The organism is Mycolicibacterium moriokaense, from assembly GCF_010726085.1.
Classification (GTDB): Bacteria; Actinomycetota; Actinomycetes; order Mycobacteriales; family Mycobacteriaceae; genus Mycobacterium; species Mycobacterium moriokaense.
Genome location: NZ_AP022560.1, coordinates 1,445,721 through 1,459,588 on the forward strand (window position 1 = coordinate 1,445,721; position 13,868 = coordinate 1,459,588).

At 67.9% G+C, this 13,868-nt stretch carries 15 protein-coding genes; 8 read left to right on the plus strand and 7 right to left on the minus strand.

Annotated elements, in window-relative coordinates; genetic code table 11:
- The first annotated feature begins 18 nt into the window (after positions 1 to 18).
- Complete coding sequence (locus G6N43_RS07075) at positions 19 to 2,163, plus strand: 3-hydroxyacyl-CoA dehydrogenase NAD-binding domain-containing protein (protein WP_083157821.1); 2,145 nt, start codon at positions 19 to 21, stop codon at positions 2,161 to 2,163.
- A gap of 63 nt (positions 2,164 to 2,226) precedes the next feature.
- Here the strand turns inward: G6N43_RS07075 and biuH are convergent, their stop codons facing one another.
- From biuH to G6N43_RS07090, 3 genes are all read right to left on the minus strand, one after another.
- Complete coding sequence (gene biuH / locus G6N43_RS07080; protein ID WP_083157820.1) at positions 2,227 to 2,958, minus strand: biuret amidohydrolase; 732 nt, start codon at positions 2,956 to 2,958, stop codon at positions 2,227 to 2,229.
- Positions 2,959 to 3,077: 119 nt separating this feature from the next.
- A complete protein-coding gene (locus G6N43_RS07085) occupies positions 3,078 to 3,503 on the minus strand; it encodes a pyridoxamine 5'-phosphate oxidase family protein (protein WP_083157819.1) in 426 nt (141 codons plus the stop codon).
- Between the two features lie 44 nt (positions 3,504 to 3,547).
- On the minus strand, positions 3,548 to 3,778 hold the full coding sequence (locus G6N43_RS07090) for a hypothetical protein (protein ID WP_133056613.1): 231 nt from the start codon (positions 3,776 to 3,778) through the stop codon (positions 3,548 to 3,550).
- A 164-nt stretch (positions 3,779 to 3,942) separates the two neighbouring features.
- On the opposite strand from G6N43_RS07090, the gene G6N43_RS07095 reads away from it, so the two are divergent.
- Together G6N43_RS07095 and G6N43_RS07100 are read left to right on the plus strand one after the other, a co-directional pair.
- The gene (locus G6N43_RS07095) at positions 3,943 to 5,346 is read left to right on the plus strand and encodes an amidase (protein WP_083157818.1); all 1,404 of its coding nucleotides are present in this window, start codon (positions 3,943 to 3,945) and stop codon (positions 5,344 to 5,346) included.
- A gap of 11 nt (positions 5,347 to 5,357) precedes the next feature.
- Complete coding sequence (locus G6N43_RS07100; RefSeq protein ID WP_083157817.1) at positions 5,358 to 6,350, plus strand: LLM class F420-dependent oxidoreductase; 993 nt, start codon at positions 5,358 to 5,360, stop codon at positions 6,348 to 6,350.
- A gap of 7 nt (positions 6,351 to 6,357) precedes the next feature.
- On the opposite strand, the gene G6N43_RS07105 is transcribed toward G6N43_RS07100, so the two are convergent.
- Positions 6,358 to 6,963: a hypothetical protein gene (locus tag G6N43_RS07105; RefSeq protein ID WP_083157816.1), complete on the minus strand. Its 606-nt coding sequence runs from the start codon at positions 6,961 to 6,963 to the stop codon at positions 6,358 to 6,360.
- Positions 6,964 to 7,207: 244 nt separating this feature from the next.
- On the opposite strand from G6N43_RS07105, the gene G6N43_RS07110 reads away from it, so the two are divergent.
- The gene (locus tag G6N43_RS07110) at positions 7,208 to 7,552 is read left to right on the plus strand and encodes a cupin domain-containing protein (protein ID WP_083157815.1); all 345 of its coding nucleotides are present in this window, start codon (positions 7,208 to 7,210) and stop codon (positions 7,550 to 7,552) included.
- On the opposite strand, the gene G6N43_RS07115 is transcribed toward G6N43_RS07110, so the two are convergent.
- The 3 genes from G6N43_RS07115 to G6N43_RS07125 are packed head-to-tail and all read right to left on the minus strand — an operon-like array spanning position 7,549 to position 12,209.
- A complete protein-coding gene (locus G6N43_RS07115) occupies positions 7,549 to 9,198 on the minus strand; it encodes a DNA repair helicase XPB (protein ID WP_163658038.1) in 1,650 nt (549 codons plus the stop codon). The two genes, G6N43_RS07110 and G6N43_RS07115, sit on opposite strands and share 4 nt — an antisense overlap.
- Positions 9,199 to 9,235: 37 nt before the next feature.
- Entirely contained in the window at positions 9,236 to 9,931 is a 696-nt protein-coding gene (locus tag G6N43_RS07120) for an SDR family oxidoreductase (protein WP_083149183.1), read from the minus strand.
- A gap of 31 nt (positions 9,932 to 9,962) precedes the next feature.
- Positions 9,963 to 12,209 carry a helicase-associated domain-containing protein gene (locus tag G6N43_RS07125; protein WP_083149182.1) on the minus strand — a complete coding sequence of 749 codons (2,247 nt, stop codon included), beginning with the start codon at positions 12,207 to 12,209 and terminating at the stop codon, positions 9,963 to 9,965.
- Between the two features lie 63 nt (positions 12,210 to 12,272).
- On the opposite strand from G6N43_RS07125, the gene G6N43_RS07130 reads away from it, so the two are divergent.
- The 4 genes from G6N43_RS07130 to G6N43_RS07145 are packed head-to-tail and all read left to right on the plus strand — an operon-like array spanning position 12,273 to position 13,862.
- A complete protein-coding gene (locus tag G6N43_RS07130; RefSeq protein ID WP_179967981.1) occupies positions 12,273 to 12,461 on the plus strand; it encodes a hypothetical protein in 189 nt (62 codons plus the stop codon).
- Entirely contained in the window at positions 12,461 to 12,967 is a 507-nt protein-coding gene (gene moaC / locus G6N43_RS07135) for a cyclic pyranopterin monophosphate synthase MoaC (RefSeq protein WP_083149180.1), read from the plus strand. Before G6N43_RS07130 ends, moaC begins: the two co-directional genes overlap by 1 nt.
- Complete coding sequence (locus tag G6N43_RS07140; RefSeq protein WP_083149222.1) at positions 12,964 to 13,440, plus strand: MogA/MoaB family molybdenum cofactor biosynthesis protein; 477 nt, start codon at positions 12,964 to 12,966, stop codon at positions 13,438 to 13,440. The genes moaC and G6N43_RS07140 overlap by 4 nt, the downstream gene beginning before the upstream one ends.
- A complete protein-coding gene (locus G6N43_RS07145; RefSeq protein ID WP_083149179.1) occupies positions 13,437 to 13,862 on the plus strand; it encodes a molybdenum cofactor biosynthesis protein MoaE in 426 nt (141 codons plus the stop codon). The genes G6N43_RS07140 and G6N43_RS07145 overlap by 4 nt, the downstream gene beginning before the upstream one ends.
- Positions 13,863 to 13,868 lie beyond the last annotated feature (6 nt).

Here is a 13,868-nt window from a genome sequence, read left to right on the forward strand (position 1 = left end):
CAGAGGAAACGAAAGACCATGGCAGAGAACACCATCAAGTGGGACAAGGATGCCGACGGCATCGTCACCCTGACGCTGGACGACCCGACCGGTTCGGCCAACGTGATGAACGAGCACTACCGCGAGTCCATGCACAAGACGGTCGAACGCCTTGTCGCCGAGAAGGATTCGATCACCGGTGTGGTCATCACCAGTGCGAAGAAGACCTTCTTCGCCGGCGGTGACCTCAACTCGATCATCCAGGCGCAGCCCGAGAACGCAGGCGAGTTCTTCGACGAGGTCGAGGGAATCAAGCGCGATCTACGTGCGCTCGAAACGCTGGGCAAGCCGGTGGTGGCCGCCATCAACGGCGCCGCGCTCGGCGGCGGGCTGGAGATCTGCCTGTCCACCCACCGTCGCATCATCGCCGACGTACCCGGCGCCGTCGTGGGCTTCCCCGAGGTGACGCTCGGCCTGCTGCCTGGGGCAGGCGGTGTCGCCCGCTCGGTGCGGATGTTCGGTATCCAGAAGGCGTTCATGGAGGTGCTCTCGCAGGGCACTCGGTTCAAGCCGGGCAAAGCCAAGGACGTCGGTCTGGTCGACGAGGTGGTCGGCTCGGTCGACGAACTGGTGCCCGCCGCCAAGGCGTGGATCAAGGCCAACCCGGACGCTCACACCCAGCCGTGGGACCAAAAGGGCTACAAGATGCCGGGCGGCACCCCGTCCAGTCCGGCGTTGGCGGCCATCCTGCCGTCGTTCCCCGCGCTGCTGAAGAAGCAGCTCAAGGGTGCGCCGATGCCCGCTCCGCGGGCGATCCTGGACGCCGCGGTGGAGGGTGCGCAGGTCGACTTCGAGACCGCGTGCCGCATCGAGAGCCGCTACTTCACCTCGCTGGCCACCGGCCAGGTCGCCAAGAACATGATTCAGGCGTTCTTCTTCGACCTGCAGTACATCAACGGTGGCGGTTCGCGCCCCGAAGGCATCGCCAAGCAGGAGATCAAGAAGATCGGCGTGCTGGGTGCAGGCATGATGGGCGCCGGTATCGCCTATGTGTCAGCCAAGGCCGGCTTCGACGTCGTCCTCAAGGACGTCAGCCTGGAAGCCGCGCAGAAGGGCAAGGGGTACTCCGAGAAGCTGGAGGCCAAGGCGCTCGAGCGGGGCCGCACGACCAAGGAGCGCAGCGACGCGCTGCTGGCCCGGATCACGCCGACGGCCGACGCCGCCGACCTCAAGGGTGTCGACTTCGTGATCGAGGCGGTGTTCGAGGATCAGGACCTCAAGCACAAGGTGTTCCAGGAGATCGAGGACATCGTCGAGCCCAACGCGCTGCTCGGGTCGAACACCTCCACGCTGCCGATCACCGGTCTGGCGACCGGCGTGAAGCGCCAGGAGGACTTCATCGGAATCCACTTCTTCTCACCCGTCGACAAGATGCCGCTGGTGGAGATCATCAAGGGCGAGAAGACTTCTGACGAGGCGCTGGCCCGGGTGTTCGACTACACGCTGGCCATCGGCAAGACCCCGATCGTGGTCAACGACAGCCGCGGCTTCTTCACCAGCCGCGTCATCGGCACCTTCGTCAACGAGGCGCTGGCGATGCTCGGCGAGGGTGTCGCACCGGCCAGCATCGAGCAGGCGGGTTCGCAGGCCGGCTACCCGGCGCCGCCGCTGCAGCTGTCCGACGAGCTCAACCTCGAGCTGATGCACAAGATCGCCGTCGCCACCCGCAAGGCCGCAGAGGCCGACGGCAAGACGCACGAGCCGCATCCCGCGGAGGCGGTCGTCGAGAAGATGATCGAGATCGGTCGCCCGTCGAGGCTGAAGGGTGCCGGCTTCTACGAGTACGTCGACGGTAAACGCGTCGGTCTGTGGCCGGGTCTGAAGGAGACGTTCAACTCCGGAAGCACGGATATCCCGCTGCAGGACATGATCGACCGCATGCTGTTCGCCGAGGCGCTGGAGACCCAGAAGTGCCTCGACGAGGGCGTTCTCACGTCGACCGCCGACGCGAACATCGGCTCGATCATGGGCATCGGCTACCCGCCGTACACGGGTGGTTCGGCGCAGTTCATCGTCGGCTATGAGGGTCCTGCAGGTGTGGGCAAGGAAGCGTTCGTCGCCCGCGCCAAGGAGCTGGCCGCACGCTACGGCGACCGGTTCAACCCGCCGCAGTCGCTGCTCTAAACCGATACGCGAAGACCCCGGAACCACTGCGGTTCCGGGGTTTTCGCGTTCGAGACGGTGTGATCACCCCACCGCGGCTATCGGTTCGGAGGCCATTCGCGCCCACAGCGTCTCCAGGGCGGCCAGCACATCCGAACTCGTCGCGTGCGCCCCGAACACGCCGCCCTGCATCGTGATCATCTTCAGTGCGGCAAGGTGATTGGCGTAGTCGGTTGCCCCGGTCGCGTCGGACACCACCAGGCACTCGTAGCCGCGGTCGTTGGCGTCGCGCATCGTGGTGTGCACGCAGACGTCGGTGGTGATCCCGGTGAAGATGATGTGGGTGATCTGATTCGTTCGCAGGATCAGATCAAGATCCGTCGCGTAGAAGCTGCCTTTGCCGGGCTTGTCGATCACCACTTCGCCTGGCAGCGGCGCCATTTCGGGCACCAGTTCCCACCCCGGCTCGCCCCGGGTGAGGATGCGTCCGCACGGACCGACTGATCCGATCTCGGCACCGATCTGCGCTGAGCGCCATCTCTTGTTCGGCGGCAGATCCGACAGGTCCGGCCGGTGACCCTCGCGGGTGTGGATGATGAACAGCCCGGCGTCGCGTGCCGCGTTGAGCACCCGCTGGGCCGGGCCGAGCGGCATACGGACCAGCGAGAGGTCATAGCCCATCCGGTCGACGTAGCCGCCCTCACCGCAGAAGTCGACCTGCCAGTCGATGTTGATCAACGCGGTATGCGCGGGGACGATGTCGCCGTCGTAAGGCCACACATAAGGTTTGGCGTCGATGCTCACCGGGATCGTCATACGGGTATCTCCACTGAGGGCCGTCGAATTGTCACTTGTATACAGTCCGTCGGCCGCCGACGCCGTCGCTCGTGGTTAGCGCCGCGTGAAGATTTCGTTACGTGGACAGTCCGTTTCGGTCAGATCGCCCCGAGGTCGGCGGAGAGCCAGTGCGCGGGCTTCATGAAAATGGCCACCCCCTCGCCGTGCTCGCGGCGCGCGAACTCCAGGTAGCCGTCGACCTTTTCGGGCGGCAGGTAGCGCTTGACCATCTCGACGAGTTGGTAGTCGGTGGCCGGTTCGATGCGGCTGACCGGACCGTCGACCGACACGTATCGCACCGTCGGTTCGAGGCGCTGGGCCATCAACGTGAACTCACCCTGCGACTCGATCAGCCGGTGCTTACGCGAACCGTTGCCGGTGTGCACCCACAGTTCGCCGCCGGGACTGTACTGGTACCAGATGGGCACGGTCAGGGGTCCGCGTTTGTCGCCTGCGCTCACCGAGAGCGCCCCGATATGCGGCTCGGCCAGAAACTGTTCGCGTTCTTCTTTGGAAAGGGCCATGAGGCAACGCTAGACCTGACGTCCGTCAGGTCGGTGGGCTCACGTCAGCAGCCGACGCGCGAGAAGAACGCCACGGCGACGAGGCCGATGACGAAGGCGACCTGTGGTTGACCCATGGCCAAGGTGCTCGCGACGCCTGCGATCGCGGCAATCGCGATGACAGCGAGCAGGAGTACGTAGAACCATCGAACGTGGTGGTGCGCGTCGGTGCGCACACGGTGCGATTCCAACCCCGTCATCGGGTCACGGACCACATCCGCCTCCTTGTGGCTCACGTCACATGAATGCTTGCCTGTGAGCCACACCATACAACACCTTGCGGCGAACGCATACGCCGATTGAAAGATGTCGCCGTTGCAGACTGATAACGGCCCTACCACCGCTTTTATGGTGAAATCGGCAGTATGAGCCGGCGTCAATTTGAGAGATGAGCTAACAAATGACCGATCTGTGCCAGCTGCCTGCCCATGAGCTGGTCCGGTTGATGGCTAGCGGGACGGTCTCGTGCCGCGAGGTCGTCCAGGCCCATCTCGGACGCATCGACGCGGTCAACCCGGCGCTCAATGCGCTCGTGTCGGCCACGGATCCGCAGCAGTGCCTGGCGGCCGCCGCGGAAGCCGACGACCGCGTCGCGCGCGGCGCCCCGCTCGGCCGCGCCCACGGCCTGCCCATCGTGATCAAGGACGTCATGAAGGTCGCCGGCCTCGAATGCTCCGGCGGCAGCCCGGCGCTGCGCGCTGTCGCCTCCGAGGACGCGACGGTGGTGACGCGGCTGCGCAACGAAGGCGCGATCGTGCTCGGTCTGACGAACGTCCCCGAGATGGGCCGCGGCGGTGAGTCGAACAACAACGTCTACGGCCGCACCAACAACCCGTTCGACCTGTCGAGGACGCCGGGCGGCAGCAGCGGGGGTTCGGCGGCGCTGGTCAGTGCGGGCGGTGCCGCGTTGAGTGTCGGGTCGGACGGCGGCGGCAGCATCCGACAGCCGTCGCACAACACCGGAATCGCCGGCCTCAAGCCCACCCACGGGCGAATCCCGCGGACCGGCAGCGTCTTCGGCGATGCGCTCGGCATGTTCGGACCGTTCAACTGCTACGGCCCGCTGGCGAGGTCCGTCGCGGATCTGCACCTGGGCCTGTCGATCATGAACGGCCCGGATCTGCGCGATCCCTACGCGGTGCCCGCGCCGCTCGGCGACCCCGGCGACGTCGACCTCACCGGCCTTCGGGTCGCCACCTACCTCGACGACGGGATCTCGCCTCCGTCGGACGATGTCGCCGCCGTGGTCGGCGATGCGGTGCGGGTGCTGTCGGACGCGGTCGGCGTCGTCGAGCACAACGCGCCGCTGTGCCTGCGCCGCACTTTGGAATTGCTGTGGGAGTCCGTGTTTCTCGGCGGAGACCGCGGCGAAGGGTTCGAAGCCGACCTGGCGGCTATCGGGGCGACCGACCCCTCCGACGAACTCGCCGAGTTCCTCAGGCAGGCACGACTGGTCGACTTCTCGCTGTCGGAGGCGCGGCGGCGGCTCACCGAGATCGACGCCTACCGCATCGAGATGCTCGAGTTCATGGCGGACTACGACGTGATCATCGGGCCTGCGATGCCGACCGCCGCCAAGCCGCACCACCACGGCCTCGTCGAGATCTCCGACTTCTCCCACCTGATGGCGCACAACCTCACCGGCTGGCCGGCAGTCGTCGTCCGCTGCGGCACGTCGAAGGAGGGATTGCCCGTCGGTGTGCAGATCGTGGCCAGGCCGTGGGAGGACGTGACGGCGCTCGCGGTGGCGGGCCTGCTGGAAACCGCGCTGGGAGGATGGCGTCCGCCGCCGCTGGTTGCATAGAGTCGGGAACCATGCGCTTCGGACTGTTCATCCCACAGGGCTGGCGACTCGATCTCGTTGACATTCCCCCGGATCAGCAGTGGTCGGTGATGCGTGACCTCGCCACGTACGCCGACGGCAGCGACGCGTGGGACTCGCTATGGGTGTATGACCACTTCCACACCGTCCCGGTGCCGACCGATGAGGCGACGCACGAGGCGTGGTCGTTGATGTCGGCCTACGCCGCGGTCACGTCGCGCATCAAGCTCGGCCAGATGTGCACGGCCATGGGCTATCGCAACCCGGTCTATCTGGCCAAGGTCGCCGCCACCGCGGACATCATCTCCGGCGGCCGGGTGCAGATGGGCATCGGCGGCGGCTGGTATCAGCACGAGTGGGAGGCCTACGGCTACGGATTCCCCTCCGCCGGTACGCGGTTGAAGATGCTCGACGAGGGCGTGCAGATCATGCGCGACGCCTGGCGCGACGGCCGAGTCACCTTCCACGGCAAGCACTATCAGGTCGACGGCGCGATCGTCGCCCCGAAGCCGTTGCAGGAGGGCGGCTTGCCGATGTGGATCGCGGGCGGCGGTGAGAAGGTCACGCTGAAGATCGCGGCGAAGTATGCGCAGTACACGAACTTCACCTCGGAGCCCGAGGGTTTCGCGCACAAGTCTCAGGTGCTCGCGGATCATTGCCGAGACGTCGGCACCGACTACGACGCGATCGTCCGCTCGGCCAACTTCAACGCCGTGATCGGCACATCGGAACGCGATGTCGACGAACGCATCGCCCGGCTGCGCGCCAGACAGGTCACCGTGGCCAACGAGCAGGCGGTCGACGCGATGCTCGACAATGTGAAGTCACCCGACTCCGCAAGTGGCACAACGGAACAGGCCATCGAGAAGCTGACACGCCTGCGCGACCTGGGCTGTGAGTACGCGATCATGTACTTCCCGGAGGCCGCATATGACCGCTCCGGTATCGAGATGTTCGAGCGCGAGGTCATCCCCGCGCTGAGCTAGCCAGCGGTCAGGGACGCGGTGCGATGGGACCGTTGGCCGGCAGAGCGTTCGGGTCGACGGGCTGTTGCACGCTCGGGTCCGGCGGCGGATCGAAGTACCCGGGTGGCGGTGGTCCGGTGAGCGGGTAGTACCCCTCCGGCAGCGGCGGACCGCCTTCGTAGACCTTCGTCGGCGCCGGTCCGTTGGACGCGGGGTCGGTCAGCGACTGGTATCCAGGGGGCAGCTGCGGGGCTGGACCGGCTCCCGGCGGGGGCACGCTCGGCTTGATGTCGCCGGGCTGCATGGGGCCGGTGAAGCTGTACGGGTCCTGGGCCATGTGCCAGGCATCGCGCAGAAAGCCCAGCGGGCCGCCGGTGTTCCCCTGCCCGTACTGCGGGTTGGCGATCTCCGGAACGGGCGGCGGCCCGACCGGAGGAGGCGCGGGGGCAGCCACCGGCTCGGCGCCGGGAACTTCCATGACGGGCTGGCCCGGCGCCGGTGTTTGCCCTGGCACGGACGGTGCGGCCGGCTGCGCGCCGGCCTGGGTGGCCGCGACGAGGGCGCCCATCCCGATCACGGCTGCGGTTGCCGCGATCCCGGCGACCCGCCGAAGTGAGGAGGTGTATCCGCTCATGTGTGCCGTTTGCGCTTCCTGCTCAACGCCCGCGAGGGCTGGTGCCGACCCGGGATGAGGCTAACGCGTTTGCGCGGCTCGCGCGTCGTCAGGGCGATTTCAGGGTGATTCACCATCGGTCCTTGCCGGTGCCGTCGATGACGACAATGGTGGAGGATGCATTGGTCGAGCCGCGTATTCGCCAGCCCGAATCCCGGCGGCCACGCTCTACTACATATCCGATCGCCTGAAAGGTGCGTCGACGATGGAGAAGATCTCATTGACCGCACTCGCTCGCGAGCATCTGGAAACCGCTCGAGCGGCCAGCAGCGGCCGCAGCGCGCACACGGTGTACGGCGGCCACGAGCACTCGTTGCGCCAGACCCTGATGGCATTGACGGCAGGCAGCAAGCTCGACGACCACGAGAGCCCGGGCGAAGCCACGCTTCAGGTCTTGCAGGGCAGGGTTCGAGTGACCAACTCGTCGTCGGGATGGGACGGTTCACCCGGTGACCACATCATCCTGCCCCGCGAACGCCACGGACTGAGCGCGATCGAAGATTCGGTGGTGCTACTGACCGTCGCGAAACCGGTTGGGCCGCACACCTAGATCGCCGGGCCGAGCAGATCGTCGGCGTCCTTGATGATGTAGCCGTACCCCTGTTCGGCCAGGAACCGCTGACGGTGTGCGGCGTACTCGGCATCCAGGCTGTCACGCGAGACCACCGAATAGAAGATCGCACCGCCGCCGTCAGCCTTGGGTCTCAGCAGCCGGCCCAGCCGCTGCGCCTCTTCCTGACGGGACCCGAAGGTACCCGAAACCTGCACGGCCACATTGGCTTCCGGTAGGTCGATGGAGAAGTTCGCGACCTTGGACACCACCAGGGTTGGGATTTCGCCCCGCCGGAACTGATCGAACAACGCCTCACGCTCGGCGGTCTTGGTCGACCCCTGGATCACCGGCGCGTTGAGTTCCTGTCCCAACTCGTCGAGTTGGTCGAGGTATGCACCGATCACCAGGGTCTGATCATCGGGGTGCTTGTCCAGGATCGACTTCACCACCGCGATCTTGGAGTGCACCGTCGAGCACAGCTTGTACCGCTCGTCGGGTTCGGCGACGGCGTAGAGCATCCGTTCGTTGTCGGTCATCGTGACCCGCACCTCGACGCACTCGGCAGGCGCGATCCAGCCCTGGGCCTCGATGTCCTTCCACGGGGCGTCGTAACGCTTCGGCCCGATCAGGCTGAACACGTCGCCTTCGCGGCCGTCCTCGCGGATCAGCGTGGCGGTCAGGCCCAGCCGCCGTCGCGACTGCAGGTCGGCGGTCATCCGGAACACGGGCGCGGGCAGCAGATGCACCTCGTCGTAGATGATCAGCCCCCAGTCGCGGCTGTCGAACAGTTCGAGGTGCTTGTATTCGCCCTTGGTGCGGCGCGTGATGACCTGGTAGGTGGCGATGGTGACCGGGCGGATCTCCTTCTTCTCGCCCGAGTACTCGCCGATCTCGTCCTCGGTCAACGAGGTGCGGTTGATCAGCTCCCGTTTCCACTGCCTGCCTGCGACCGTGTTGGTCACCAGGATCAGCGTGGTCGCGGACGCCTTGGCCATCGCCGCGGCGCCGACGAGCGTCTTGCCCGCACCGCACGGCAACACCACGACCCCGGATCCGCCCTCCCAGAACGACTCGGTGGCCATCTCCTGGTAGTCGCGCAGGTGCCAACCGTCCTGCGCGAGGCTGATGGGATGCGCCTCGCCGTCGACATAACCTGCGAGATCCTCTGCGGGCCAACCGATTTTGAGCAGCATCTGCTTGACGCGGCCGCGCTCGCTGTTGTGCACGATGACCGTGTCGTCATCGATGCGCGCGCCGAGCATGGGGGCGATCTTCTTGTTGCGCAGCACCTCCTCGAGCACCGCGCGGTCGAGGCTCACCAGCGTCAGGCCGTGCGCCGGATGCTTGACGAGCTGCAGGCGCCCGTAGCGCGCCATGGTGTCGACGATGTCGACCAGCAGCGGCTGCGGCACCGCGTACCGAGAGAACGTCACCAGGGCGTCGACCACCTGCTCGGCGTCGTGACCCGCGGCCCGGGCGTTCCACAGCGCCAGCGGGGTGATGCGGTAGGTGTGGACGTGCTCGGGGGCACGCTCGAGTTCGGCGAACGGGGCAATCGCGGCCCGGGCCGCACCGGCCTGCGGATGGTCGACTTCGAGCAGCACGGTCTTGTCGGACTGCACGATCAGGGGGCCGTCGGTCATTTTGTCCATTATCCAGAAGTCGCGGACACAAGCGGCTTCAGCGGGCGGCCACGGTGCCCCGGTCCGCCGACAGACCGGCCTTGACCTGGCGCGTCAGCTCGTCGCCGAGGACCTCGACCAGGCCGGCTTCCACACCGTCGAGCGCCGCCGCGGCAACCGTCGCGGGGTCGCTCTTGGGCGCGTCGACGCTGGCGACCATGTCGGTGTCCATGAAACCGACGTGCAGTGCGGTGACGGCCACCCCGCGTGGTGCGAGCTCGTCGCGCACGGTGTCTGTCTGCGCCCACAGGGCGGCCTTCGCCGCACTGTATGAACCCGCGCTCGGCGGATGGAGCCACGACAGCACCGACAGCACGTTCAACACCGCGGCGGGGGCGTTGGCGATGAGGTGCGGGGCGAACGCCCTCGTCACCGACAGCGTGCCGAAGAAGTGGGACTCCATCTGCGCGCTGACGTCCTCCATCGGCGCCTCGAGCAGGGAGTTGAACGACGCGATGCCCGCGTTGTTGATCAGCAGCGTGGTGTCGGCTGCGATGTCCGCGGCGGCCGCCACCGATTCCGGATCGGTGATGTCGATCCGCACCGGAACCACGTCGGGCCCCTCGATGGTCTCCGGTCGACGGGCCGCCGCGTATACCTTGGCCGCGCCGCGGGCGACCAACAGTTCGGCGAACTGGCGTCCGAGGCCTCGGTTGGCTCCGGTGACAAAGGCGACCGCTCCTCGGATCTGCATCCTCGAAGTGTGCACCGTCGGCCGCGAATTATCAGGCCGAATCCGCGGCCACCACCGACGTGACCCGATGGATCGCGAACTCGCGCACCCGGCCGGACGCGGGATCGAAGGCGGTCAACTGCCCACCGCGGACGTTGATCGGCGCGACGACCCGCTGGGTGGCCACGCCCGCCGGGTCGACATAGCCGATCACGACGGACGCCTGAGTGTGAGCGGCTTCCTGGAGCTGTGTGATGGCGACGGTCGGATCCAGTCGCATGCCGCTGGACGGCGCCGCGGCCACCTTGCGCAGCACCGCGACGATCGCGCCGAGCGTCTGGCTGGTCGGGCTCTGCGTCCGATATGCGCGGCGCCGCGGCAGTGCGGGCACCCTGGCGCCGCGGGCCCGCAGATCGACGATCGTGCCCGTCGAGTCCTCGGCCGCAGGCGCGAAGCCGGCCTCCCGCAGCGCGGCGAGCACTTCGCCGATCGGCGCCTGCGACACCGCGACGGTCGGGGCGAGCAACCGCATCTCCCACTGCTCCATCGCTGGTGCGGCGATCGCCTGGGCCAGCAGTGCGGGGTCCTCGCAACGCACGAAGGACGCGGCCATGCCGACGCGCAACTGTCCGTGCCGACGCGCCACGTCGTCGATGAGATAGGTGAGTCCTTGTGGCACAGGCGTTTTGGAGTGCCGCGCAAAGAAGGCATGCAGCTCGCCCGCGGTGCGCCCGGTGTCGAGGGCGCGGCGGATCGACGCCTCGCTGACGCGGTAGACCATCGCCGCACCGGCCGACTCGACGCTCGCCACGGCGCCCAGCTGCTCGGCCAGGTCGCGTTCCAGCGGGCCGGGTACGACGACGGTCAGGTCGGCTTGCAGCAGGAAGTGGTCGATCGGCTGCGGCAACACCCTGTCCATCGCCTTGACGACGTCGTCGCCGTCGGCCCCCGCGAGCAGGGCCCGGGCCGGTGTGGTGATCGCACCGCGGCCGACGACGCCGATCGCGTGTGCCTCCGTGAGCAGCGCGCCCACGGGGCCGGGCTGCAGCCGAACCGCCCAGCGGGGCCGACGCCAGATCATCGCCCGCGAGGCCTGGGTCGCGTCCACGCCCGCGCCCGGCGGGAGGTCGGCGAGCATTTCCAGCAGCAGCCGGCGGTCCAGTGGGGCGGCGGTTGAGTACAACGAATCCGACAGTGCCGCATAGGGTTTGCCGTCCGGACCCCGGCTACCGACAAGGCTTGGGCGGCCCGGCAGGTCAAGCCACGTCGACGCCAGCAGATGCCATTTATGCGCCGTGGTGGATTCGAGGAACCGGTCGGCGGCCACCGTCGGCGCCCAATACGGCCCCGAGCCGTCCTGCGGTTCCGGTTCCGGCATGCCCGTCGCGATCAGCCCGGCCCCCGCGGCCACCTCGAGGATCAGCCCGAGCCGACCCTCGTCGATGCCGGTCACCTTCGTCAGCCGCTTGACGTCGCGCACACCCAGCCCACCGCTGCGGAGCTCGGGAACCGGTGTGGCGCCCAGAGTTTCGAGGACGACATCGACCTCGCGCAGCAGGTCGATCGCTGCGCCTGCCGCCACCGCGTCCACGTCGGCAGCGGTCGTGGTCGACACCACGGGGTCGGGCGGCACCAGCCGGACGGGCCCGGGGACTTCCCCGCGCAGCGCCTGCCCGACCAGCCTCGGCAGGATCACCGTCTCGTCGTCCACCTGACGCAGCAGCCCGGCGGCCAGCAGCCGCTGCACCGGGCGGTCCGGCGGGGTGCCGGGGGCGGCATCGCGGGTGCGTCCGACGGGGGAGCCCTCCAGCAGCTTGTGCAGCAGGTCGGACTGTGCCTCGTCGAGACCGGCGAGCCGTTCGCTGATATCCGCCTGCTCGGCGTCTTCGACGGTGGCCTGCCCCGGATACCACGGCAGGCCCGCCGCGGCCTCGGCGGTCACCCGGACCGACGCGTCGCCCCACACGAGCGCGCGCTCGCGGAGATCCTCGAGCGCCGCGGTGACCACCACCTCCGCAGAGGGATCGTCGATGAGCTCGAGGAGCTTCGACAGCGGGACCGCGGTGGTGTCGGCGTGCAGCACCAGCAGCGCATCGATCACGGCGAGGTGACGAAAGTCCAGGTCATCGGTGGCGGCCTTGACCGATTGGCGTGCCTGGGCACGCGCAGCCAGGGCCGCGATACTGCCGGGCGGGGGCTGGGTCAGGTCGGGCCGCAACTCCAGCAGCCGGATCAGCCGCTCATCGCTGAGTTCGGCCAGCCAGGCGCCCAGAGGGATGCCCGGGGCGTTTTCGGTCATTGCTGACCAGGGTAAGCGCTGAGCGGTGTCGCCACTGTTCACGGTGCCTGCCACAATGTCTGCGTGGCTGACAACAAGAAGAATCATTATGTCGACCCGGGGTGGCCCGCGACCGACGGCGAGGACGACCACGCCGTCAGCGAGCTCGCCGCCGACCGCACCGGCGCGCTGTCGCCGTTCGGTGACCTGACGTTCCCGCTTCCGGCGGACGACGTCCCGTACGTACATCCGGTCACGGTCGTCAACAGGTAGTGACCGAATCGGCTGGGGCCGCATCGCAGCGCCCCGCCAGGCCCGCGCTTTCGCACATCGACGAAGCAGGCGCGGCGCACATGGTCGACGTCACCGAAAAGGACCCGACCACGCGCATTGCCGTCGCGGCAGGTGCCCTGCACACCACCACCGAAGTGGTGGAGATGATCGCGGCGGGTGGGCTGCCCAAGGGCGACGCGTTGGCCACCGCGCGGGTGGCCGGGATCCTGGCGGCCAAACGCACCAGCGACCTGATTCCGCTGTGCCACCAGCTGGCGTTGACCGGCGTCGATATCGACTTCATCGTCGACGGCGCCCAGGTGACCATCGCCGCGACGGTGCGGACCACCGACCGCACGGGCGTGGAGATGGAGGCATTGACCGCGGTGAGCGTCGCCGCACTGACCCTTTACGACATGATCAAGGCGGTGGACCCCGCCGCACGTATCGACGACATCCGGGTGCTGCGCAAAGAGGGCGGTAAGACCGGCACATGGGTGAGATGAGTTCCGGCCGGGTCGTCATCGCCTCCACGCGCGCCGCGGCAGGGGTATATGAGGACCGCTGCGGTCCGATCATCGTCGACTGGCTCAATCAGCGCGGCATCGCCACGCCCGCGCCGACGGTCGTGGCCGACGGCGCCGACGTCGGCCAGGCGTTGACCGCCGCCGTCGGCGACAAGGTCGACGTCGTGATCACCTCCGGAGGCACCGGCATATCGCCGACCGACGGGACCGCCGAGGCGACCGCCAACATCGTCGACTACCAGATTCCCGGCCTGGCCGACGCCATCCGCCGGGCGGGTGAGGACAAGGTGCCCACCTCCGTGCTGTCACGTGGCGTGTGCGGCGTCAGCGGGCGGACCCTGATCGTCAACCTGCCCGGCTCCCCAGGGGGCGTCAAAGACGGTCTGGCGGTGCTGGAGAAGGTGCTCGAGCATGCGCTGGATCAGCTTGCCGGAGGGGACCATCCACGATGACCGTCGTGTTGCGCGCCGAGCTCACCGAACTGCCGATCGAACTCGTTGAGCACGAGGCGCTCGTCGCGCACGAGGCCGCGGGAGCGGTCGTGGGTTTCGCGGGCGTCGTCCGTGACCACGACGGCGGTCGCGGGGTGACGAGGCTCGAGTACTCGGCACATCCCACGGCGCAGCAGACGCTGGCCGATGTGGCGGCCGAGATCGCCGCCGACTGTCAGGGAGTGCGGGCTATCGCCGTCAGCCACCGCATCGGCGAATTGACCATCGGCGACGCCGCGCTGGTGGCGGCCGTGTCCGCAGACCATCGAGGCGCGGCGTTCGAGACCTGTCAACGGCTCGTGGACACCGTCAAGGAACGGCTACCGGTGTGGAAGCACCAGTTCTTCTCAGACGGCACCGAGGAGTGGGTCGGCTCCGCCTAGAACGCG